We start from the raw sequence: 22,800 nt of genomic DNA, 5'->3' as shown, positions 1-22,800 counted from the left end.
CCGGGCATGAACCACAAGGTCGCGTTCAGCTTTGCCGACGGCAAGACGCTGTTCTTCCCTGTAAACGCCAATGAAATATTGCTCGACGCCGCCCTGCGCAACGGCATCAAGATTCCCCTGGACTGCCGCGAAGGCGTTTGCGGCACCTGCCAGGGCCGCTGCGAATCGGGCAACTACAGCCAGGACTACGTGGACGAGGAAGCGCTCTCCAGCGCGGACCTGGCGCAGCGCAAGATGCTCAGCTGCCAGACCCGCGTGCAGTCCGATGCCACCTTCTATTTCGACTTCGACTCCAGCCTGTGCAGCGCCGCGGGGCCGGCACAGCTGGGCGCCACGGTCCGCGAGGTGCGCCAGGTCTCCGAGAGCACGGCGATCCTGCAACTGCAGCTCGACGAGGACCAGCCGGTGCTGGACTTCCTGCCGGGGCAATATGCCCGGCTGTCGATCCCCGGCACGTCGAGCAAGCGCTCCTACTCGTTCGCCAACCGTTCGGGCAGCCCGCAATTGCAGTTTCTCCTGCGCCTGCTGCCCGACGGGGCGATGAGCAATTACATCCGCGAACGCTGCCAGGTCGGCGACCGCATCCAACTGGAGGCGCCGCTGGGGGCCTTCTACCTGCGCCATATCGTCCGGCCGCTGGTGCTGGTGGCCGGCGGCACCGGGCTGTCGGCGCTGCTGGCGATGCTCGAACAATTGGTCGCCGACGGCTGCACCCAGCCGGTGCACCTGTACTACGGGGTGCGCGACGTCGCCGACCTGTGCGAAACCGCGCGCATCGAGGCCTACGCCAGCCAACTGCCGGGCTTTCGCTACACTCCGGTGATCAGCGAGCCGACGGCGGACTGGCCGGGCAAGCGCGGTTATATCGCCGAGCATTTCGATTGCAGCGAACTGCGCGATGGCCCGGTGGACATGTACGTCTGCGGCCCGCCGCCGATGGTCGAGTCGATCAAGAACTGGCTGCAAGATCAGCAACTTGAGAGCGTTCAGCTGTATTACGAGAAGTTCACCGAGAGTAATATCTGATCCGTCAGCATTCAGCCGCGATCTGCCTGCAAACATGGGCAGACCTGATAACAACGAGAAGAGAGCGTGATTAGTGGATGAGATCTTGAAACCCGGCGAACTCAAGCGTGGCTTGAAAAACCGCCATATTCAGCTGATTGCCCTGGGCGGGGCGATCGGCACCGGACTGTTCCTTGGCTCCGCCGGCGTGCTCAAGTCCGCCGGACCTTCGATGATCCTCGGTTATGCGATTGCCGGGTTCATCGCCTTCCTGATCATGCGCCAGCTCGGCGAGATGATCGTCGAGGAACCGGTGGCCGGGTCCTTCAGCCACTTCGCGCACAAATACTGGGGCGGTTACTTCGGCTTTCTCGCCGGCTGGAACTACTGGGTGCTGTACGTGCTGGTGGGCATGGCCGAACTCACGGCCGTGGGCAAGTACGTGCAGTTCTGGTGGCCGGAAATCCCGTCCTGGGTCAGCGCGGCGGTGTTCTTCGTGCTGGTCAACCTGATCAACATGATGAACGTGAAGTTCTTCGGCGAAGCCGAGTTCTGGTTCGCCATCATCAAGGTGGTGGCCATCGTCGGCATGATTGCCCTGGGCTGCTACATGCTGGCCAGCGGCAGCGGCGGCCCGCAGGCGTCGGTGAGCAACCTGTGGAGCCACGGCGGGTTCTTCCCCAATGGCGGCACCGGCCTGCTGATGGCCATGGCCTTCATCATGTTCTCCTTCGGCGGCCTGGAACTGGTGGGCATCACCGCCGCCGAGGCCAGCGAGCCGCGCAAGGTAATCCCCAAGGCGATCAACCAGGTGGTGTACCGGGTGCTGATCTTCTACGTCGGCGCCCTCACCGTGCTGCTGTCGCTGTACCCCTGGGACCAGTTGCTGCAGACCCTCAACGCTTCCGGCGACTCCTACAGCGGCAGCCCGTTCGTGCAGATCTTTGCCCTGATCGGCAGCGACACCGCGGCGCATATCCTCAACTTCGTGGTCCTGACCGCGGCGCTGTCGGTCTACAACAGCGGCGTGTACTGCAACAGCCGCATGCTCTACGGCCTGGCCGAACAGGGCGATGCGCCCAAGGCGATGATGAAGCTGAACAAACAGGGCGTGCCACTGCTGGCCCTGGGCGTCTCGGCGCTGATCACCCTGCTTTGCGTGGTGGTCAACTACCTGGCGCCGCAAGAAGCCCTGGAACTGCTGATGGCGCTGGTCGTCGCGTCGCTGATGATCAACTGGGCGCTGATCAGCCTGACCCACCTGAAGTTCCGCAAATCCATGGGCCAGCAAGGCATCGTGCCGTCGTTCAAGACCTTCTGGTTCCCGTTCAGCAACTACCTGTGCCTGGCCTTCATGCTGGTGATCATCAGCGTGATGCTGATGATTCCCGGCATACGGGTTTCGGTCTACGCGATCCCGGTGTGGGTCGTGCTGATCTGGCTGTTCTACCGCCTGCGGGTAACCCGGGCCGGCGCTCGCGCGGTGGCCTGACGACGGCGGCACATGCCCCTGTAGCCGCTGCCGCAGGCTGCGATCGACCGGTACGGTCGCAGCGATCTTGAGGACGCCGGAGGTCCTGCGGACCTATCGCAGCCTGCGGCAGCGGCTACAGGGATTGGCATAAACAAAAAGGCCCGGCATTCGATGAATGCCGGGCCTTTTTTTGCCCTGTCGCTTACAGCGCCGAGCGCACGCGCCATAGCTCGGGGAACAAGACGGTGTCGAGCATCTTGCGCAGGTAGCCGACGCCTTCGGTGCCGCCGGTGCCGGGCTGGAAGCCGATGATGCGTTCCACCGTGGTCACATGGCGGAAGCGCCACTGGCGGAAGGAATCCTCCAGGTCGATGAACTTCTCCGCCAGCTGATACAGGTCCCAGTAGCGCGACGGATCGGCATAGACCTCGCGCCAGGCCGCTTCCACCGATGGGTCGTGCTGGGTCGGCGCGTTGCTGTTCAGGGCCAGGCGCTCGGGGTCGATGGCCAGCCCGGCCTTGGCCATCAGGCCGATGGCTTCGTCGTACAGCGACGGCGTGGCGATCGCCTGCTCCAGCTCCTTGAGCAGCTCCGGACGATGGGCATGGGGACGCAGCAAGGTCGCGCTCTTGTTGCCGAGAATGAACTCGATCTCGCGGTACTGGAACGACTGGAAGCCCGACGACTGCCCCAGGTACGGGCGGATCGACTTGTATTCGGACGGCGTCATGGTCGCCAGCACCGCCCAGGCGTGCACCAGCTGGTCGAAGATCCGCGACACCCGCGCCAGCATCTTGAATGCCGGTGGCAGTTGCCCCTGATGCACATGCTCCCGGGCCGCCTTGAGCTCGTGGAGCATCAGTTTCATCCACAGCTCCGAGGTCTGGTGCTGGATGATGAAGAGCATTTCGTTGTGGTCCGGCGACAAGGGGTGCTGGGCATTGAGGATGCGCCCCAGGTCCAGGTAGTCGCCGTAACTCATGGAATCGGCAAAATTCAGCTCGGCGTTATGCCAGTTGTCGGGTGGTGGGTTGTTCGAATAGGGACATTGACTCATCGCGTGGGCTCCTCATGTCAGGTCGCGGCTGGTCGATCACCCGCGCCGGCCTTGATCGGACGCGCGGGGTCGAAGCTTCGTTGTTGTAAATACTATTGTAGGAATTATCGCGGCAACGGCCGCAGGATCGCACGCACCGGGCTCGCATCCAGATGAGCGAAACGCAGGGGCAGCGCGATCAGTTCGTAGTCACCTTCGGCCACCTCGTCGAGCACGATGCCTTCGAGAATCGCCAGGCCATGACGGGCCACGGTGTTATGGGCGTCCATGGTTTTCGATTGCTGCGGGTCAAGGGACGGGGTGTCGATGCCGATCAGGCGCACGCCGTGGCTGGCCAGCAGCTCGACGGTTTCCTTGGCCACGGCGCTGAAGTCCGGGTCCCAGGTGCTCAACGGGGCCTGCCGATAGGTCCGCAGCAGCACTCGCTCGGGCAGGTTGTCCAGGTGCCCTTCCAGGTGCCGGGGCAATACCAGCGGGCCGCAGCCCAGGCAATGCACGACCCGGCACGGGCCGAGGTAGACGTCCAGCGGCACCTCGCCGATCGGCGCGCCATCGGCGCTGTAATGCAACGGCGCGTCGACATGGGCGCCGGTGTGCGGCGACAGGGTGATGCGCCCGACATTCACCGGGCATTCGGGTCCGTACTGCCATACCCGTTCTTCCTGGAACGGCGTGTCGCCAGGCCAGGTCGGGGTCGCGGTACTCAGGGGCGGGCTGATGTCCCACCAGCTTGGGGTTGTGTTCATAGCGCTGCTCTCGGCCACTTCGAGCTGAATCATACGAGCGATGCCTGTGTAGATTCTTGCGAAATACTTCGGCAGCGCAGGATCTTTCGCAAAAACTGCCAGGAAAGCGCAAATTCACGCTGGGAAATTTCAATGTAAACAGCGGCAACATGTTGCGGGCGGGCACTGCGTTTCTGGGCACCCCGATGTCGAGTACAGACAACTGACCGGCGGCCGGGCGCTATAGGGTGCGACTTCCGTTCCCAGCCAATATTCCGGAGTCCTCATGACCGCGACTGCCCCCATCACCGTCCTGCGCGATACCCATCCTCTGCCCGTGCTCGATGCCTGCAAATGGGAAAAACTCGAAGGCGACCCGCATACCGTCAACCTCAACGCCTACACCAGCGAAGACGGCAGCAAGATCATGGGCACCTGGATCTGCACCCCCGGCAAATGGCGCGTGGACTACGTGAAGTGGGAGTACTGCCATTTCCAGGAAGGCTACTGCGTGATCACCCCGGACGGCATGGAGCCGATTCACCTGCGCGCCGGCGACATCTTCGTGGTCGAGCCCGGAATGAAAGGCACCTGGGAAGTGGTCGAGACCGTGCGCAAGTATTTCGTGTTCGCCTGATCCACCGCGCGGCATCTCTGCTTATGTAGGAGTGGGACGCCTAGTCCTTGCTCGCGATAGCGCCGCATGCAACGCATTGCCTGGATCGCGGGCAAGCCTCGCTCCTACGGATTGCACCTGATACGCCAGAAACAAAAAACCGGGAGCCCACCCGACGTGAGTCCCGGAAAGCTTGCAGCGTTCACAGAGGTTGGCGAAACCTGCGCTCTTTGAAGAACGCAGGTTTCACTGTTTCTAGGTCGGCTTGCGATAGCTGTTGACGATCGCCGAGAAGTCCATGCCGCCTTCGCCGCGCAGGCTCATGGCCTGGTACAGCTGCTGCGCCACGGCGCCCAGGACCACCGGTTGGTGAGCCTGGCGGGCGGCCTCGGTGGCCAGCCCCAAGTCCTTGAGCATCAGCTCGGCGCCAAAGCCGCCGGTGTAGCCGCGCGCGGCCGGCGCGGTTTCGATCACGCCGGGCCAAGGGTTGTAGGTGTCGGAACTCCAGCAGCGCCCGGTGGAACTGTTGATGATGCCCGCCAGCACCTTGGTGTCGATGCCCAGGGCGTCGCCCAGGGCCATGGCTTCGCTGACGCCGATCATCGAAATGCCCAGCAGCAGGTTGTTGCAGATCTTGGCGATCTGCCCGGTGCCCACTTCCCCGCAATGCACGATATTGCGCCCCATCTGCGCCAGCACTGGCTGCAAGATAGCGAACAGTTCGGCACTGGCGCCGACCATGAAGGTCAGGGTGCCCGCCGCCGCGCCACCGGTGCCGCCGGACACCGGCGCATCGGCCATGGCCACGCCTTGCCTGGCGGCGGCCGCGGCCACGTCACGGGCGGTCTGCGGATCGATGGTGCTGCAATCCACCGCCGGCGTGCCATGGGCGATCCCCGCCAGCACTCCGTCGTCACCCAGCCAGACGCTGCGCACATGGGCGGCGGCCGGCAGCATGGTGATCACCAGCTCGCTGTCTTCGGCGGCAGCGCGCGGCGAGGTGCTGATGCTGCCACCCAATCCGGCCAGTTCCTGGAGCACGGCCTGGTTCAGATCGAACAGGTTCAGCTGATGCCCGGCCTTGAGCAGGTTGCGCGCCATGGGTGCGCCCATGTTGCCCAGGCCAATGAATGCGATTTTCATGAGCGGACTCCTCAACGCAAATGGATGGTGGTGTTCACGCCATCGTTGACGCTGTCATCGTCGAACCAGCGACTGGTGACGGTCTTGGTCTGGGTGTAGAACTGCACCACTTGCTTGCCGTAGGGCCCCAGATCGCCCAGCTTGGAACCACGCGAACCGGTGAAGCTGAAGAACGGCACCGGTACCGGAATCGGGATATTGATGCCGACCTGGCCGACATCGATTTCAGTCTGGAACTTGCGCGCCGCCGCGCCGCTTTGGGTGAACAGGCCGGTGCCGTTGCCGAAGGGGTTGCTGTTGACCAGGGCGATGGCCTGGTCGAGGGTGTCCACTTCCAGTACCACCAGCACCGGGCCGAAGATTTCCTGGGTGTAGATCTGCATGTCGGTGGTCACCCCGGAGAACAGGGTCGGGCCGACGAAGTTGCCCTGCTCGAACCCCGGCACCTTGACGTCGCGACCGTCCAGCTCCAGCTTGGCGCCTTCCTTGATGCCGCTTTCGATCAGGCTCAGCACACGCTCCTTGGCGCGCTTGGAAATCAGTGGCCCGACATCGGTGCCCGGCTCGCTGCCAGCATTGACCTTGAGCTTCTGCGCCAGCGCCTTGAGGTCTGGCAGCCATTGTTTGGCCGCGCCCACCAACACCACCACCGAGGTGGCCATGCAGCGCTGGCCGGCCGCGCCGAAACCGGCGCCGACCAGGGCATTGAGCGCCTGTTCGCGGTTGGCGTCAGGCAGCACCACGGCGTGGTTCTTGGCGCCCATCATCGACTGCACGCGCTTGCCGTGCTTGCCCGCCAAGTCGTAGACATGGGTGCCGACCGCGGTGGAGCCGACGAACGACACCGCCTTGATGTGCGGGTGGGTGCACAGCTTGTCCACCACCTCCTTGCCGCCATGCACCACGTTGAGCACGCCAGGTGGAACGCCGGCTTCCAGCGCCAGTTCCACCAGTAGCATGGTCGACAGCGGGTCCTGCTCCGAAGGCTTGAGCACGAAGGTGTTGCCGCAGGCAATGGCCATCGGGAACATCCACAGCGGAATCATCGCCGGGAAGTTGAACGGGGTGATCCCGGCGCAGACGCCGATCGGCTGGCGCAGGGTGTAGGTATCGACGCCGCCGGCGACGTTCTCGGCGAACTCTCCCATCTGCAGGCTGCCGATCGAGCAGGCATGCTCGACCACTTCCAGGCCGCGGAAAATGTCGCCTTCGGCATCGGCGATGGTCTTGCCCTGTTCGGCGCTGAGCACCTGGGCAATACGCTTGGAGTGTTCGCGGATCAGCGCCTGCAGCTTGAGCATGATGCGCATCCGCGCGCCGATCGGGGTCAGCTTCCAAGTCTGGAAGGCGCGATGCGCGGCTTCGATGGCGGCGTCGACTTCATCCGTTGTGGCAAAAGGCACCTTGGCCAGCACTTGCTGGGTGGCCGGGTTGGTGATGTCGTGCCACTCGCTGGTCTGGGATTCGACCCACTGGCCGTCGATCAGCAGCTTGACCTGCTGCAAGGTGGTGCCGTCGGGCTTGAGGGATGCGTTCATACGGGTCTCCTGACTTCTTGAGGTTCTTATGCAGGGAGCCAAGGCGTGGGGCGCCTTGAAATGAGGCGTGCGTCGCGAGTTGGTTGTCGGACTGTTTTTGGAGTATAGATGTGCAAACTTCTAATAAGAACGCACATAAAAGCCGGTCCATCATGCAAAAAAACATCACCTCCCTCGGCTCGCTGAACTGGGACGACTTGAAGTTTTTCCTCGAAGTAGCCCGCACCCGCAAGGCCAGCAGCGCGGCCAAGCGCCTGGCCGTGGACTACACCACGGTGTCGCGGCGCATCGGCTCGCTGGAAGGTGCACTGGGCACGCTGTTGTTCGAAAAGTCCCGGACCAACGGTTTTGTCCTGACCGCCGAGGGCCAGCGCCTACTGGGTTATGCCGAGTCGATCGAGAGCACCCTGCACATGGCCTGCGAACAGGTCTCGGGCTCGGGCGTGGCCTTGTCCGGCCACGTGCGCATGGGTTGCACCGAAGGCTTCGGCAGTTTCTTCATCACCCCGCAGCTGAGCCATTTCGTCGATGCCTACCCGGCGATCTCGGTGGACATCCTGCCGCTGCCGCACTTCATCAGCTTGTCCAAGCGCGAAGCCGATATCGTCATCGCCCTGGAGCGCCCGGAACATGGCCCTTACGTCTGCTGCAAGCTCTGCGATTACCGCCTGCAGCTCTATGCCACCCAGGACTACCTCGACCAGCACCCACCGATCCGCCGCCCGGCGGACCTGAGCGAGCATCAATTCATCAGCTACGTGGATGATCTGGCGTTCAGCTCCGAACTCTTGTATCTGGCCAATGTACTGCCCGGCGCAAGCGCCAATCTGCGCAGCACCAGCGTGATCGCCCAGTACGTGGCCGCCCAGCAAGGCCGCTCGCTGGCAATCCTGCCATGCTTCCTCGCAGCCCAGGACCCGAGCCTGCTGCCGGTGCTGCCGGCGGAAATAAACATCACCCGGCAGTTCTGGATGTACTGCCGCGAAGACCTGCGCAAGCTTAAGCGGATCACCTTGTTGTGGGATTACATCCGCAGCGTGACCGAACACAATCAGGGCCTGCTGATGGGGCAGAGCCGGGAGATGGTGTTTGCCGACTCATAGCCGGCACGGAATCACGAAAGCTGATCGCAATGAGAGCGGGCTTCATCCAAGTTCAGAATCGTCCTAAAGCCTTGCCCATCGTCACTTGCTAGGTTCGCGAAGCTCGACAAAGAGCCTCGCGGATCAGCTAATGCAAGGACGATAAATGCTTTCTTCTGCTCGCCTGGGCGACAAACACCTCTGCCCGCTTCCCGGTCATGGCAGCACTCCGATTGCTTGTGCTTCTGGTGACATCAACATCAACTTCATGGGAGCAGCCCGTGTCGGTGACACTTGCGGCTGTGGCGCGGTCATCACCACGGGGTTTCCCTCGATCATCCTGAATGGTCGCCCCATGGCCCACTTAGGGAGCCCCACCAGCCACGGTGGGACGATCATCACCGGCTCAGGCGATACCTTCGGTGGCTTTGTCATGGGGCCCACTCCTGGCGCTGCAATCATTAACTTCGCGGCGCTCGGCGTGTTCCGCCCAGACGGCTCGGTAGACGATGAAAAGATGGCGACCTTGCTGGCCGACCCGAAGCTGATGGAGAAGGCGACTGCTGCAAAGGCTTTGGTTGATCCCAATGCGGCCTCTAAGGCGCCTGAAGAGAATCCAGAAGAAAAGGTCTGTAATGACCCTGACATGATGGAGGAGTTGGCAAGCTACATTGCGGGCGAAATGAATACCAACATCAACAGCCCGTCTGTGCGGCAGATGAAAGACCTCAACAGCTTTAGCCCAACAGCTGAAACAAAGAAGTATAAGGAGCTTCCTTTCTATCTTCGTCTTGGTCAAAGCCCTGACTTCTACAGCTTAGCGCTGGGAAAGAAAGCGAAAGCTTTGGCTATCTGGACAGAGCGAGTCGGTCAGGGTCGCCCATGGGACCACAAGCCTATTATTCGTAGGACCATCGGGGGAATTTGGCACAAACAAGGAGAACATGATTATTTCTACGACATCTGGTCGAACATTCACTACGGCTATGTGGGGATGGCTGGAGGCCTTTCTGAAAGCGTCCTCTTGGACGGTGCAGGTATAGAACAAATAGGGTCAGACGCTGCTCGGAAGATTGAAGAGATGTATAAAAAACCTAAAGCAGAGTGGGAACTACCCGGTCCACATCGCTCAGCAGATATCGAGGGCATGCGGGCATGGGATGATGCGCCTGATCGAACATCCATTAGCATTGGCATTAAACTCTATCGACAACACCCCCACGGAGGCGTCACGGCAAAGATGATCATGGACGAGGTTCTTGCAGTACCGCTTCAAGAATGGAGAAAGGGGGCTCGGGTACATGTCTGCAAAGAAACATAAGGTCCGATATGGCCGCTGGCTACTTCTGATTCTTGTCATCCTCCCTGTAGCACTTTGGAATTTTGCCTCCCCGGTTGTATCGGTCGACTTTTCCCCGGACAGCAAGGAAGAGTTCCGATATGTCTGGAACACTCAGGACAGAATCCACAGAGGCGACATTAAGCATGGGGGCTCTGCCATTGAGTCCGGCTACATATTTCCTGACGAAGACTTCTTTATGATGTTCTTTTGGTGGACGGACAAAGGTTTTCAACAATGCGTCGACATCACACCTAAGCACTGGGCAACGATAGAAATCCACCTTGATGCAACAGGAAGAATCGACACCGCCAAAACCGGCCCTGACGTCATTTCCCGCTTGAAACAATGCCCGGGCGAGCCTGACCCTTTCCGGACCTGAGCTTCCTGCCAATAGCGCCGCGAAGAGCTGCGCAAACTCAAGCGTCCCCTGCTGTGGGACTACATCAGCAGCGTGATCAAACAGAATCAGGACCTGCTGAAGGGGCAGACCCGGAGGATGGTGTTTGCCGATCAGTCGGCGATGACCACGATCGAGACGCGGCGGTTTTCGGTACGTCCGGCCACTGTGCTGTTGGAGGCCACTGGTTCTTTGCTGCCGAGGCCACGCAGCTGGATGTTTTCCTCGCGCATGCCAGTGGTCACCAGCACCTTGCTCACGCTTTTCGCCCGACGCAGGGACAGTTGCTGGTTGTAGGTTTCCTTGCCGGACGCATCGGTGTGGCCGTCGACCCGGACCTTGTCGATGTTCACGCTGACCAGCGCCTTGCCGATATGCTCAACGATGCTGGTGCTGGCGGCATTCAACCTATCGATGTCGCTGCCGAACAGCACCTTGCCGGACAGGCCGAAGGCCCAGCCCTCGTCCGTCAGCTCAAAGCCCTCCTGCTTGAGCACCGACACTTGCTGCGGGGTCAGCCCCTTGGGCGGCACGCTCTGGCAACCGGTCAATGAAAGCAGCGCCAGCAACAAGGCTGCGGCGAAAAAGCGCTGGGAAGGTCGAATCAATGAAAACAAAGGATCAGCTCCTGGATTGAACGTGAACCACGGGGGACTCCGACCCCGCAGTGTGTTGCCCGCCTCGAGAGACACGTTTGGCCTGATACATCGCCGCATCGGCGGCGTTGAGCAGGGCGCCCGGGGTGGTGCCATGATCAGGGTAGACGGCAATACCGATACTGAGTGACGTCAGTACCGAAGTGCTGCCCGGCAAAGCAATCGGCGTCTCCATGCTGGCGATGATTTTTTCGGCGATACGCTCGGCATCCTCGATGCGGTGCAGCGGAGTCAGCAGAATGGCGAATTCGTCGCCTCCCAGGCGCGCCACCAGGTCTTCCTCGCGCAGCTGCGCCCGCACCCGCGACGCCACCGCCATCAGCACCGCATCGCCGGCGGCATGGCCGAAGTTGTCGTTGATGCCTTTGAAGCGGTCACTGTCGAGGAACAGCACCGCCACCCGCTCATTGAGTTTGCTGGCGCTGCGCAACGTGCGGATCAAACGCCCCTCGAAAAACGCCCGGTTCGGCAACCCGGTCAGGCTGTCGTGGCTGGCCTGGTGGGCCAGGGTTTCGTTTTCATTCTGCAAATGGGTTTGCCAGGCTTCCAGCTCATCGAGCAGGGCATTGAAGTCGTTGCCCAGGTTATCCAGCTCGGCAATCTTTGCCGGCGGTACCCGTACGTCGAACGCCCGCTCGCGGCGCGCGGCATGGGCCACATCGGCCAGGCTGCGCAGCGGTCCGGTAATCCCGCGCAACTGACGGCGGGCAAGGTACAGCGCCACCCAGGCGCTCACCGCGGTACACAAGACAATGCCCACCAACCCGCTGAGCAGGAACCGCAGCAGGCTGCCGCCGTGCCCGGTCAAGGCAATGCTGCCGATTTCCTGGCCCTGGTGCATGATCGGCACCGTGATGGGTTTCTCGAGAAAGGCCCGGGCGATCTGCATTTCCAGGTCGGTCAACAATCCGGTTTCCGGCCGTTCCCAATGGGCCAGCACACTCCCGCGGACGTCGAGAACCTGGGCATCGGCCACCTCTTCGGTGGAGGCAATCAGGGCCAGGGCCTCGGTCGCCGCGGCACTGTCGTTGAACACCACCGCGGCTTCGACGGTGTAGTTGATCGAACGGGCGATCAGGTGCAGGTTGTGGTCGGCATACACCCGCAATGCCAGCACCCCAAGAAACGTCAACGACAAGCTGGCCATGGAAATGGCCAGCAGCGCGACGGTCAGGTGCCCGCGACCGATGACCGAATGCAACGTAGGACGGGCAGGAGACTTGAAGAGGCTCATGGGGCCGCCGGTCGACGACGGGAGAGTTGCAGCACGCTCGGATGAATCCGTACGCCGCTGCGGGCCACCGAATCCAGGTTGACCTCGAACGACACCTGATTGTCACTGACGCGCAGGCAGAACAGGCTGCCCACTGTGCAGCGGTCGCCGCCTTCGCTGATGCTCAGCACCGGATGACCGACCAGAGAAGTGAACAGGCGGGAGCGCTGGTCGTCGGTCAGCTTGCCGATGTACACCGCGTCGCACTCGTTGACGATGGACGGGTTGTCGGCCAGCAAACGCCGCACCAGCACCGGACGGCCAGTAGCCTGGGTCGTGCCCTTGACTAGGTTGTCGGTGTATTCGGTCGGCCCCACCACGCACAGACGCAATTGCGCTGGCTCCACCGGCCAGCGCGCATAACTGAGAATGCCCAAAACCACCTGGGTTACCGCCTTGGCGCGCTGGTCTGCCAGGCTGGTGGCAGGCTCGGGTTGCGCGACGGCAAAAGTGCTCAACAGACAGACAAGGGCGGACAGCAGTGCCTGCCTCCAGCCCGAAAAGCGCTCCGTCGCCGAGACAGCCACGTTCATGCAGGGATTCTCTTTGATCTTCATACAATGATGCCGCAACGATAGCACAGCCGGTGAAACCACCGCGAGGCTCCCCAGCATGGGTGGCAGGCTATTGGATCAGAAAAAAATGCCGTAATGATTCGAGCTTTCTTGTTCTTCATGCCTGCAACGCCTGCTTGGGATCAGCACCAGAAAGTGAGCCGTCCAGACCGACCCCGTAGAGATCCAGCTCAAGGATTGTCTTTCGCTACTGCCCAGCTTCGCCGCCTCGGCCTTGTGCCTTTGCGGTGCCATGAGTGGCCCGAGGCATCGTTGAGGTTAGCCGATGCCGCGGGAAATATTTCACGCACTCCGGGGTTATAGCGCCGGCAAGGCCCAGGCTCTCGACAAGCTGTTGGCCGCGGCGCCCTGATCGGGGCAGAGCGCCGGGGTTGATGCTCAACCCAGGTCGAGCATCAACCCGCTCAAGCGCTTGACCTTGCGCCGCACCGCCTCTTCGAACACCCCGGCCCGCGGCTCGATCAGGCTGAACCAGTCCTTGGCCCGGGTGATGCCGGTGTAGATCAGCTCCTTGGTCAGCACCGGGTTCAGCGCCTCGGGCAGGATCAGCGCGGTATGGGCGAATTCCGAGCCCTGGGATTTGTGCACGGTCATGGCGTACACGGTTTCCACATCGTTGAGCCGGCTCGGCAGCACGAAACGCACGCCACCCTGGCCATCGTTGCGCGGGAAGGCCACCCGCAGCACCAGGCGCCCGTCCTGCGCGCCTTCGTGCTCGGGCAGCTTCAAGGCAATACCGATATCGCCGTTCATCAGGCCTAGGCCGTAATCGTTGCGGGTCATCAGCACCGGACGACCTTCGTACCATTGCTGATCGCTTTCGATCAGCCGCGCCTTGAACAACGCGGCGGTGATCCGCTGGTTCAACCCCTCGACACCCCAGGGCCCCTTGCGCACCGCGCAAAGCAGCTGGAACTGGTCGAAGGCCTGCAGCACGTCGCGGGCCCAGGCGGTCCAGCGTGGATCTTCCAGCGCGGTATCGGCGGGCGGACGCTGGCCGCGCAACAGGCTCAGGTAATGCCGGTACCCCTGCGGCCCGTCGCCATGGCCTTCCAGCAGCAAGCGCTCCAGGGCGCGGTCCTGCTCGCCCTTGAGGCTCAGGTTGTACAGGTCGGCGTGGCTGCGGGCCGCCAGCAGGCGCCGCGCTTCCTCGGCCTGCTGCTGGTTGACCCAGCGCGCCAGTTGGCCGATTCCGCTGCCTTCACCGAAACGCCGGGAGTGGCGCAGCATCACCACCTGCTGGGCCAACGGATGAGTGCCCGCGCTGTCTTCCTGCAAACCGCTGTCCGCCAGGCGCTCGCCGCTGACTGCCTCGAGCCAACTGCGCGTCTGCGGGCTGTACCAGCCGGCCTCGGCATCGCGGCACAGATCGCCGAGCACCGCGCCGGCTTCCACCGAGGCCAGTTGATCCTTGTCCCCAAGCAACACCAGCCGCGCGTGTACCGGCAGCGCATCGAGCAGATTGGCCATCATTTCCAGGTCGATCATCGAAGCTTCGTCGACCACCAGCACATCCAGCGGCAAGCGGTTACCGGCGTGATGGCGGAAGTGCCGGGTCCCCGGACGGTTGCCCAACAGCCGGTGCACCGTGGTCACGTCGCTGGGGATTTTTTCGCGCACGCTGTCGTCCACCGACAGGGAACGAACTTGCAGGCTGATGGATTCGGTCAGGCGCGCCGCCGCCTTGCCGGTAGGCGCGGCGAGGCGGATGCGCAAAGGCTTGCCGGCCTCGACAGCCGGCGCCTGGAGCAAGGCCAGCAAGCGCACCACGGTGGTGGTTTTACCGGTGCCCGGCCCGCCGGTGATGATGCTGAACGCGCCACGGGTGGCAAGCGCGCAAGCCAGCTTCTGCCAATCGACCGGCCCCGCCGCCTTGGCCGCGCCGAACAGGCCGCCGAGGCGCTCGGCCAGGTCCGCAGGCGTTTCCTCCTGCACCGCCAGGCGCTGGCGCAGGGCATTGTCGATGCGCCGCTCATAAGCCCAGTAGCGGCGCAAATACAGACGTTTGCCCGACAACACCAAAGGCCGCTGGCGGGCCGGCTCGCTCTGGTCCGCCGCCAGCGCCACCAGGCGACTGGCCGCCAGGGCCTTGCACCAATGCGCGCCATCCAGCGTCGCCAGCACCTGCGACGGCAACACCGCCGCCGTGCCTTGCAGATCGCCTTCCGGCGGCAGGGACAGGGCGAAGTCCGGTTCCTTGAGGGTTTCGAACAGGTCCAGGCAGACGTGGCCGTGGCCCAGTTGATGGCTGGTCAGCGCCGCGGCCATCAGCACCAGCGGATCGCCTTGCGGCTCCAGTTCATGCAGGAAGGCGACGAAAGCCTTGTCCAGGGCCCGCAGCCAGCCGCGCTCGACCCAACGGTCGAGCAACAGCAGCAAATCGGCAGCCCGTGCCAGGGGCGCAAGATCAGGTTGGGGCTTGGGCTCCAGCGGCGTCAGCAGATCCTCGATCACAGCAATACTCCCTGTTCCCACGCCGGCTCGGCCCTGGGCTGCTCGGGCTTGCCCTGGAACAAACGATCCAGGCGCTCGATCAGCTCGCGGGGTGGCCGGGTAAAAAACACTCCGCGGCTGGCCGAGCCCGTGCCGCGCAAGAACAGGTACAGGGCACCGCCCATGTGCCGGTCGTAGTCGTAATCCGCCAGGCGTGCCTGCAACTGGCGATGCAGGGCCAGCAGGTACAGCACGTATTGCAGGTCGTATCGGTTGTCGAGAATCGATTGTTCCATGGCCTGCTCGGTGTAGGCGGCGTCATCCACGCCCAGCCAGTTGGATTTGTAGTCGGCCACGTAATAACGCCCTTCGTGCTCGAAGGTCAGGTCGATAAAGCCCTTGAACATGCCATTGAGCAGGACCGGTTCAGCGGTCACCCGAGGCACGCCCTGGTGCGTGTATTGGCGCACCAGCTCGTCGAGCTTGAGCACATCGACCTTGTGGCTAGCGAACCAGAATTCCATCTCGACCCGGTATTGGCTCAACTGCGCGAGCACCACCGGCGGCTGCCCCGCACCAACGGGCAAAGGCAGGTGCAACAGGTGCCGCAACCAGTCGCTCAAGGTGCGGATCCAGCCTTCCCAACCGCGGCGATTACAGCGCCGACCGATAGCATCCTCAATGGCCGCGGGATCGCTGGCAAAACCCTCGTCGCCGGCCCATTCCAGCAGGCCGTGAAGGAAGGTCCCGGGGTTCGGCCCACGAGGGAAACGATGAATGTCCGCGCCGCTGGCCACGACTTCACGCGGGGCATCGGGGTCGAGGCGCTCATCGTCGAAGAGTTTCTGCGCCTGCGGGCTTTCTGGCGCTTCGGTATTGCCGGCGCCCAGGTTGTCGCTGATGCGCAGGGCGCTATAGGAAGCGATCCACCAGTTTTCCGCGGCGCGTCGCTTGGGCGCCAGGGGCGCGAGCAGCGTTGCATCGTTGCGCGGCGGGTAGAAGCGGTTGTCGGAGGCGTTCGGCATTTCGCTGACACTCAAGGCCTCGCAGCCTTGCTGCAAGTCTTGCAGCCAGCGCGCCAGGCCGCTGGACTCGCTCAACGGCGCACCGCCGCCCAACAGGTAGCCCAGGGCCGAAAGATGCAGCACCGAACTGTTGTGGTTGCCGCGCTTGAGATCGGCGACACCCAGCCAGCAGGCATGCTGGGCACGGGTCAGGGCCACGTAGAGCAGGCGCAGGTCCTCGGCCAGGCGTTCGTCGTCGGCCTGGGCAATCAGTTCCGGCGTTGGTCGCAGCGTCACTTGGGCCTTGCCCGACTCGTCGTGGTAGTGCAGCGGCAGGCGACTGCCATCCACTGGCTTGGCCGAACAGATGAACGGCAGGAACACCAATGGGTATTCCAGGCCCTTGGACTTGTGGATGGTCACCACCTTGACCAGTTGCTCGTCGCTTTCCAGGCGCAGGATCTGTTCTTCCCCAGCCTGCCCGGACAAGGCCAGGTGCTCGGCCAGATGGCGGATCAGCGCTTGCTCACCGTCGAGTTCGGCAGCCGCCTGCTGCAACAGCTCGGAGAGGTGCAGCAGGTTGGTCAAGACACGCTCGCCATCACTGCGGGCGATCAAGGCCTGGGGCAGCTGGAAGTCATGCAGCAAGCGCCGCAGCATCGGCAGCACGCCCTGGGTGCGCCAGATCAGGCGATAGCCGCGGAACTGCATGACCCGGCTTTCCCAGGCCAGTTCGTCCTGGTTCAGGCGTTCCAGCTCGGCCAGTGGCAGGTTCAGGGTGATGGAGGCCAGCGCGGCGCGCAGTGGGCGTTCGATATCCGGCTCGGCACAGGCCTTGAGCCAGGCCAGCAGGTCGTGTGCCTCCTGGGCGGCGAACACCGAGTCCTTGTCCGACAGGTAAACGCTGCGCACCCCGCGCGCGGCCAGCTCGCCGCGCACTGCCTGCGCCTCCTTGCCATCACGCACCAGAATGGCGATATCCGCCGGCAGCAGCCCTTTGAAAGGCTGGCCATCACGGGCAAAACCGGCGCTGGCCTGTTGCCCGCCGTTGAGCAGGGCCACAATTTCGCTGGCGCAGGCCGCCGCCAGTTGCTGCCGGTACAGCGCACCGGAAATGGCTTGCTCCGAGGGCAGGTGCCAGATATTCAGCGCTGGCACCTGCTGCCCTTCCCTGTGCAGTTGCTCCTTGCGCCCCTGCGATGCCACCGACAGGAACGGCACCGGGTTCTCTCCGTCTCTCTCCCGGAACAGGAATGCGCCGCGCCCCTGCTCACGGCGCTCGGCACGCTCGAATACGTGGTTCACCGCGTTGACCATGGCATGGCTGGAGCGGAAGTTGGTGCCCAGGGTGTGCAAGCGGCCGCTGGTGGCTTGGCGCGCGCGCAGGTAGGTGTAAATGTCCGCCCCGCGGAAGGCGTAGATCGCCTGCTTGGGGTCGCCGATCAGGAACAGCCCCGTCTCGGGGTTGTTGTCCTCGATGCGGTAGATGCTTTCGAAAATCCGGTACTGGACCGGGTCGGTGTCCTGGAATTCGTCGATCAGGGCCACCGGGAATTGTTCGCGAATCAGCGTCGCCAGACGCTCGCCCCCCTCGGCCTGCAATGCGGCATCGAGGCGCAGCAGCATGTCGTCAAAGCCCATCTCGGCGCGTCTACGCTTCTCTTCCTCAAAGCGCGCGCCGACCCAGCGTGCGGCGTGTTGCAATACCGCGGCGTCGGGGCTTGGCAAGGCATCGAGTGCGGCCTTGAGCGCGGCCATGGCCTGCAGCGCGGGATGGTCCGGCGCCTCGCCCTTCCAGGCCTCGGCCATGCCTTCGGGGGTCAGGCGACTGAAGCCGGTGCCGATGTCCAGTTGTTCTATGGTTTCGTCTTCGGCCCAGGCGGTGATCTTTTCGAACCAGGGCTCGAAATAACGCGCCTGCATCTTGCGGCCATCGACCGCCTTGCTGGCGACGCCTTGCAAGCAGATCTCCCGCAACTGGGCGGCCCATTGCAGCCAGGGGGCCTTGAGCTGCACCAGGGCGGCGCGGCGCTCCAGCAGGCAGGCTTCGATCAGTTGCGCGGGCGTCTGCTCCTCGTCCACTTCCCGCTCGCCGCCAAACAGCGCACGTACCCTCGGTAGCAAGGCCGCGGGGCCACCCCAGTTGGTCCGCACCCAGTTCAGCGCATCGCCCTGCATCGGGTAGCAAAACAGCCGCCAGTAGTCGCGCAACACTTCGCCAAGCAGATCGCTGTGATCGGTTTCCAGGGTCTGGGTAAACAAGCTGCCGCTGTCGAATGCATGCTCGCGCAACATGCGCTGGCACCAGCTGTGAATAGTCGAGACCGCGGCCTCGTCCATCCATTGCGCGGCGATGTCCAGGCGGCTGGCACAAGCGGGCCATTGTTCGTTGGCGAATTGGTCGCGCAGCTCGGCAATCAGGGCGTCGGGCGCGGCGGTTTCATCGCGAAAGAAGCGCGCGGCTTCAGCCAGGCGGGTGCGAATTCGCTCGCGCAATTCCTTGGTAGCCGCGTCGGTGAAGGTCACCACCAGAATCTGCGGCGGCAGCAATTCGCGACTGAACCCAGCCTGTTCGCCGCCATGCCCCAGTACCAGGCGCAGGTAGAGCGCCGAGATGGTAAAGGTCTTGCCGGTACCGGCGCTGGCCTCGATCAGTTGGCTGCCCCGCAGCGGAAACGCCAGGGCCAAAGGTGCTTGCCGGGTCATGCGTCCACCTCCCCATTGGCCGCGGAACGCCAGGGCGCCTGCAACAACGGGCGGTATAGCGCATCAACCCAGCCGCTGAAGGTTTCATCGGCGATCAGTGCATTGAAGTCCGGATACTGGCGCGCCAGGGCCGGGCTTTCCCGACGCTCGCCATCGCTGGTCTGGCCGTCGCCTTCATACGCTTTACGCGCCGCGACTTCGGCCTTGCCCGGGTCGCTCTGGCCCAGCCAGGCAAACGCGGTTTTCACCGCTATCGGCAACGGCTGGCGCATGCCCGCCTGCCAGGCCAGCAGCAAATCGCCCAGGCTTTGCAGCGCTGAATCGCGGTCCAGAGGCGGCAGCAATAAGGTGTCGTCGCTAGCTACCAACGCGGTGGTCAAGGTATAGCCACTGGCACAAGCCACCAGATGGTTGACCCAAGGACGAATCAGACGGTGCCACTTGCGAGTCTTGGTCGAGCCGATGCTGTTGGGAATGGTGGTGACCGACAGCAGCCCACCATCGCTGCGTTGGTGCAAACCGCTCAGCCAGCCTTCAAGCTTCACGTCCTTGAGCTCAAGGCTAATCGGCAAGGCGCTGGTGACGGGGGTTGGCCATAGAGCCAGCAGTTGTCGATAGCGCATCAGCAGATCCGGCAAAGGTTCGATCAACTCTCTTTGCAGGCTCTCGCCAAAGCCGGCCATGGGCAGCAAACCGCTGGCCTGTAGCCGTTGCGCCTGGGCCTGCAGCGCCTGGTCCGGATCATCGGCGCTGTTCAGCGCCGCCTCCAGCAGGCTGTCGCTCAGGCTGTAGCGTTGCAGCGCGTCGAGCACAAAAGGCTCCTCATCGGCCAACGGCGCATCGGCCGCCTCGAAGAACACCTTGAGGCGCTGGCTGAAAAAATGCCGAACCGGATGGCGCAGGAAGTCCTGCAACTGGCCCAGGCTCAAAGGTTCGTCCTGGACATAGGGCGCCAGAAGCTCGAGCGCTTGCGCGGCTGGCTGAACCTGATGCAACAGTTGCCACTCACGGGCATAGCTGAACAGCCCATCGCCCTCATGGAAATAGCGGGCGCTGAAAGGCTGCAGCGGATGCTCCTGGGTCATGGCATGAAGCAGGTCATCCTGGTCATTCGCCAATTTCCAGCCGCTGGCCAGGTGATCGCGCAGCTGGCCGATCAGCACCGAGGCCGGGCGTTCGCTGTTATCGCGAATGCTGCGCCCGACCCAACTGACATACAGCTGATCCCGCGCCGAAAGCAGCGCCTCCAGCAACAGATAACGGTCGTCCTCGCGTCGCGAGCGGTCGCCGGGACGGTAGTCGCTGCCCATCAGGTCGAAATCCAGCGGCGGCTGTGCTCGCGGATAGTCGCCGTCGTTCATCCCCAACAGGCATACCAGCTTGAAGGGAATCGCGCGCATCGGCATCAACGTGCAGAAATTCACCGCACCGGCCAGGAAACGCTGGGACAAGCGCCCCTGGTCGAGGCCGGCCAACCAGGCCTCGCGCACCACGGTCAGCGGCAGCTCATCATGCAAGCCGACCGACTCGCAGGTTTCCAGCCAGGTTTCGCGCAAGTCTTCGAGCTGGCTCAGCAGGTAGTCGTCATGCTCGGTCCCGGCCAGGAAGAACTGTTGTGTAAGTGCTTGCAGACGCTCGCCCCACTGTTGCGGCGAAGCCGGCAAGGTGAGGTCCTGGTACGCCGTCTCCAGGGCATCGAGCAAGGCCACCAGCGGGCCGATCAAGGCCGCGTCCAGTCCACCGATTTCATCGTAAGGCTCAATTCCCTCGCAAGCATCGGAGCGCCCCACGGCATAACCCAGCAACATGCGGCGCAGGCCGAAACGCCAGCTGTTCTGCTCCAGCTCTTCTGGTAGCCCCAGATCGGCCCGCTGTTCGGCGTTCATGCCCCAACGGATGCCGGCGCCTTCGATCCAGCGATGCAAGGTCGGCAGATCGGCTTCGTCCACAGCAAAGCGTGCGCGTAGTGCTGGGACATCCAGCAGATCGAGGATTTCACTGACTGGGAAACGGCTGTCCGGCAACTTGAGCAGATGCTCCACGGCAATCAGCAAGGGGTCGCGGCCGCGCTGGCCCTGGTCTGTCAGGGTGAATGGAATGAAACGTCGATCGTCACGCTCCAGCTGGCCGAAGACTGCGCGTATATGCGGCGCGTAGCTGTCAATGTCCGGGACCATCACGATTACATCTCGCGGACGTAACTCGGGGTCTTCACTGAAGCGTGCGAGCAGTTGGTCGTGGAGGATCTCCACTTCGCGCTGGGCGCTGTGGGCAATGTGAAAACGGATCGACTTGTCCTGCTGCAGATCGACCGCCGGCCAGAGTTGGCGGGTCTCCTCCAGCGGACGCAGTTCGAGAATGTCATCCTGCAACTGGTTCAGTAGGGTCTGCGGCTGATTCTCGCTGAACAGGTCGATACGGCCGTCACGAAAGGCCGAACGATAGCTGTTGGGATCGTCGTAGCTGTCGAGCAGGTTGATGTAGTCGCGACCCTGTTTCCCCCAGGCGGCGAGCAGCGGGTGGGCATGTTGATGCAGGGTTTGCGGGTCGAGCACCACCGGCATTCCAGCCTTGCGCGCCTGACGCTTGTATTGATGGCGCAGCAGATCCTTGTCGGCGACGATATCCGCCCAATGGTGACGGCAGGGGTTATGCACGCACAGTAATACCTGGCTGAAGCGGGCCAACCCGGCCAAGGCTTCAAGGGCTTGCGCCGGCAGGGAGGAAATCCCGAAAACGATCACTCTTGAAGGCAATCCCTGCGGTGCCGTTTCCAGGTTGAGGATCCGTTCGATGAAACGTTGATGAACACCGGCGCGACTTTGCGCCATGCCCTCCTCCCCCACATCCAGCAATAACGCTCGCCACAGCTCGGCCTGCCAGCAGTTGGCGGGGGTCAGGGCCTTGGGCTCACCTCGAGCGCTGCGCAACTGATGACGTCCGGCGGCCCAGTCTTCCAGCCAGTCGGCGCGATAGACCTGATATTGGTCGAACAGGTCAGCCAGTCGCTCGGCCAATTGATAGCGCTTGCGCAAGTCGGTGTCGTGAGTGAGGAAGCGGCGTAGAGGCTCGAAATGCGGCTGATCGATCAGCTCGGGCAAAAGCCGCATCAGGCGCCAGGTCAGCGGCGCTTTATCCAGCAGGGATTTGGGCGGGATTTCATCGCGGCCCAGCACCATGCGATAGAGCTGCCACATGAAACTGCCGGGGAGTTGCACGTCGATGGCGGCGGCGATGCCGCAGCCGCCCATATCGTCTTCCTCAGGGTCCTCGGCCAGTGCCAGCTTCAGCCATTGGGCAATGCCATTGCTCTGGACCAGGGCGATCTCGTTTTCCAGAGGCGCCAAAGGGTAACGCCGCATCCAGCTGACCACCAGGCTGCGCAACTCGTCCAGGCGGTTACCGTGAACCACCATAAAACCAGCGCTGAGGGACGTGGCGTCCGGCATAAGGGCTTCCTTGGAAAATGCAAAAGCTAGGGCCGAACCTTAGCACTGTCACGCAGCGGTGGCAGCTGAAGGGACCAACATGAGTGTTGCGAGGAATGAGGCATTTTTTGTTGCACAAAAACAAAACCCCAACTGCTTTCGCAATTGGGGTTTCGGAATTTAATCTTGACGATGACCTACTCTCACATGGGGAACCCCCACACTACCATCGGCGATGCATCGTTTCACTGCTGAGTTCGGGATGGGATCAGGTGGTTCCAATGCTCTATGGTCGTCAAGAAATTCTGGGGCCAGACCGTTGGCTCAAGGGCCGAACGTGCCAGCA

Annotated in this window: 16 protein-coding genes, 1 rRNA gene and 1 pseudogene; 7 read left to right on the top strand and 11 right to left on the bottom strand. The window is 62.8% G+C overall.

Going from position 1 to position 22,800, the window contains the following annotated elements:
- Nucleotides 1-6 precede the first annotated feature (6 nt).
- Together antC and BLV20_RS17860 are read left to right on the top strand one after the other, a co-directional pair.
- Nucleotides 7-1,026 (top strand): anthranilate 1,2-dioxygenase electron transfer component AntC, encoded by a 1,020-nt coding sequence (gene antC, locus BLV20_RS17865; protein ID WP_092303688.1) that lies wholly within the window; start codon nt 7-9, stop codon nt 1,024-1,026.
- 73 nt (nt 1,027-1,099) lie between these two features.
- Complete coding sequence (locus BLV20_RS17860; RefSeq protein ID WP_092303686.1) at nt 1,100-2,497, top strand: amino acid permease; 1,398 nt, start codon at nt 1,100-1,102, stop codon at nt 2,495-2,497.
- A 184-nt stretch (nt 2,498-2,681) separates the two neighbouring features.
- Here the strand turns inward: BLV20_RS17860 and kynA are convergent, their stop codons facing one another.
- Together kynA and kynB are read right to left on the bottom strand one after the other, a co-directional pair.
- On the bottom strand, nt 2,682-3,536 hold the full coding sequence (gene kynA / locus BLV20_RS17855; protein ID WP_092303684.1) for a tryptophan 2,3-dioxygenase: 855 nt from the start codon (nt 3,534-3,536) through the stop codon (nt 2,682-2,684).
- Between the two features lie 104 nt (nt 3,537-3,640).
- On the bottom strand, nt 3,641-4,282 hold the full coding sequence (gene kynB, locus BLV20_RS17850) for an arylformamidase (RefSeq protein ID WP_092304049.1): 642 nt from the start codon (nt 4,280-4,282) through the stop codon (nt 3,641-3,643).
- Nucleotides 4,283-4,547: 265 nt separating this feature from the next.
- On the opposite strand from kynB, the gene BLV20_RS17845 reads away from it, so the two are divergent.
- Entirely contained in the window at nt 4,548-4,898 is a 351-nt protein-coding gene (locus BLV20_RS17845) for a cupin domain-containing protein (protein WP_023969491.1), read from the top strand.
- 234 nt (nt 4,899-5,132) lie between these two features.
- On the opposite strand, the gene mmsB is transcribed toward BLV20_RS17845, so the two are convergent.
- Nucleotides 5,133-6,020 (bottom strand): 3-hydroxyisobutyrate dehydrogenase, encoded by an 888-nt coding sequence (gene mmsB, locus BLV20_RS17840; RefSeq protein WP_092303682.1) that lies wholly within the window; start codon nt 6,018-6,020, stop codon nt 5,133-5,135.
- Between the two features lie 11 nt (nt 6,021-6,031).
- On the bottom strand, nt 6,032-7,558 hold the full coding sequence (locus tag BLV20_RS17835; RefSeq protein ID WP_092303680.1) for a CoA-acylating methylmalonate-semialdehyde dehydrogenase: 1,527 nt from the start codon (nt 7,556-7,558) through the stop codon (nt 6,032-6,034).
- A 152-nt stretch (nt 7,559-7,710) separates the two neighbouring features.
- On the opposite strand from BLV20_RS17835, the gene BLV20_RS17830 reads away from it, so the two are divergent.
- The 4 genes and pseudogenes from BLV20_RS17830 to BLV20_RS31050 all read left to right on the top strand — a co-directional run.
- Nucleotides 7,711-8,661, top strand: a complete 951-nt coding sequence (locus BLV20_RS17830; RefSeq protein WP_092303679.1) for a LysR family transcriptional regulator — start codon at nt 7,711-7,713, stop codon at nt 8,659-8,661.
- 145 nt (nt 8,662-8,806) lie between these two features.
- Nucleotides 8,807-9,961 (top strand): polymorphic toxin type 44 domain-containing protein, encoded by a 1,155-nt coding sequence (locus BLV20_RS17825; RefSeq protein ID WP_092303677.1) that lies wholly within the window; start codon nt 8,807-8,809, stop codon nt 9,959-9,961.
- The gene (locus BLV20_RS17820) at nt 9,942-10,361 is read left to right on the top strand and encodes a hypothetical protein (protein ID WP_092303675.1); all 420 of its coding nucleotides are present in this window, start codon (nt 9,942-9,944) and stop codon (nt 10,359-10,361) included. Before BLV20_RS17825 ends, BLV20_RS17820 begins: the two co-directional genes overlap by 20 nt.
- 18 nt (nt 10,362-10,379) lie before the next feature.
- Nucleotides 10,380-10,493 (top strand): annotated as a pseudogene (locus BLV20_RS31050) (LysR family transcriptional regulator); the annotation flags it as partial.
- On the opposite strand, the gene BLV20_RS17815 reads toward BLV20_RS31050, so the two are convergent.
- The 7 genes from BLV20_RS17815 to rrf all read right to left on the bottom strand — a co-directional run bounded on the left by BLV20_RS17815 (nt 10,493) and on the right by rrf (nt 22,754).
- Entirely contained in the window at nt 10,493-10,996 is a 504-nt protein-coding gene (locus BLV20_RS17815) for an outer membrane lipoprotein YfiB (RefSeq protein WP_092303673.1), read from the bottom strand. The pseudogene BLV20_RS31050 and the gene BLV20_RS17815 sit on opposite strands and share 1 nt — an antisense overlap.
- A 4-nt stretch (nt 10,997-11,000) precedes the next feature.
- Nucleotides 11,001-12,269, bottom strand: a complete 1,269-nt coding sequence (locus tag BLV20_RS17810; RefSeq protein WP_092303671.1) for a diguanylate cyclase DgcN/YfiN — start codon at nt 12,267-12,269, stop codon at nt 11,001-11,003.
- Nucleotides 12,266-12,841 (bottom strand): regulatory sequestration protein YfiR, encoded by a 576-nt coding sequence (locus BLV20_RS17805; protein WP_092303669.1) that lies wholly within the window; start codon nt 12,839-12,841, stop codon nt 12,266-12,268. Before BLV20_RS17805 ends, BLV20_RS17810 begins: the two co-directional genes overlap by 4 nt.
- A 420-nt stretch (nt 12,842-13,261) precedes the next feature.
- The gene (gene recD / locus BLV20_RS17800) at nt 13,262-15,337 is read right to left on the bottom strand and encodes an exodeoxyribonuclease V subunit alpha (protein ID WP_092303667.1); all 2,076 of its coding nucleotides are present in this window, start codon (nt 15,335-15,337) and stop codon (nt 13,262-13,264) included.
- A complete protein-coding gene (recB, locus tag BLV20_RS17795) occupies nt 15,334-19,026 on the bottom strand; it encodes an exodeoxyribonuclease V subunit beta (protein WP_092303665.1) in 3,693 nt (1,230 codons plus the stop codon). The genes recD and recB overlap by 4 nt, the downstream gene beginning before the upstream one ends.
- Nucleotides 19,023-22,475 (bottom strand): exodeoxyribonuclease V subunit gamma, encoded by a 3,453-nt coding sequence (gene recC, locus BLV20_RS17790; protein ID WP_092303663.1) that lies wholly within the window; start codon nt 22,473-22,475, stop codon nt 19,023-19,025. The genes recB and recC overlap by 4 nt, the downstream gene beginning before the upstream one ends.
- A gap of 163 nt (nt 22,476-22,638) precedes the next feature.
- A 5S ribosomal RNA gene (rrf, locus tag BLV20_RS17785) occupies nt 22,639-22,754 on the bottom strand.
- Nucleotides 22,755-22,800: the final 46 nt, after the last annotated feature.

The organism is Pseudomonas sp. NFIX28 (assembly GCF_900107395.1).
Lineage (GTDB): Bacteria > Pseudomonadota > Gammaproteobacteria > Pseudomonadales > Pseudomonadaceae > Aquipseudomonas.
This window is presented reverse-complemented; position numbering and strand designations above follow the sequence as displayed.

Coding starts and splice junctions, on each gene's coding strand:
- BLV20_RS17805 (WP_092303669.1), bottom strand. CDS start 12,841: ATGAACGTGGCTGTCTCGGCGACGGAGCGCTTTTCGGGCTGGAGGCAG.
- mmsB (WP_092303682.1), bottom strand. CDS start 6,020: ATGAAAATCGCATTCATTGGCCTGGGCAACATGGGCGCACCCATGGCG.
- BLV20_RS17820 (WP_092303675.1), top strand. CDS start 9,942: ATGTCTGCAAAGAAACATAAGGTCCGATATGGCCGCTGGCTACTTCTG.
- recC (WP_092303663.1), bottom strand. CDS start 22,475: ATGCCGGACGCCACGTCCCTCAGCGCTGGTTTTATGGTGGTTCACGGT.
- antC (WP_092303688.1), top strand. CDS start 7: ATGAACCACAAGGTCGCGTTCAGCTTTGCCGACGGCAAGACGCTGTTC.
- BLV20_RS17825 (WP_092303677.1), top strand. CDS start 8,807: ATGCTTTCTTCTGCTCGCCTGGGCGACAAACACCTCTGCCCGCTTCCC.
- BLV20_RS17830 (WP_092303679.1), top strand. CDS start 7,711: ATGCAAAAAAACATCACCTCCCTCGGCTCGCTGAACTGGGACGACTTG.
- kynB (WP_092304049.1), bottom strand. CDS start 4,282: ATGAACACAACCCCAAGCTGGTGGGACATCAGCCCGCCCCTGAGTACC.
- recB (WP_092303665.1), bottom strand. CDS start 19,026: ATGACCCGGCAAGCACCTTTGGCCCTGGCGTTTCCGCTGCGGGGCAGC.
- BLV20_RS17835 (WP_092303680.1), bottom strand. CDS start 7,558: ATGAACGCATCCCTCAAGCCCGACGGCACCACCTTGCAGCAGGTCAAG.
- BLV20_RS17810 (WP_092303671.1), bottom strand. CDS start 12,269: ATGAGCCTCTTCAAGTCTCCTGCCCGTCCTACGTTGCATTCGGTCATC.
- kynA (WP_092303684.1), bottom strand. CDS start 3,536: ATGAGTCAATGTCCCTATTCGAACAACCCACCACCCGACAACTGGCAT.
- BLV20_RS17845 (WP_023969491.1), top strand. CDS start 4,548: ATGACCGCGACTGCCCCCATCACCGTCCTGCGCGATACCCATCCTCTG.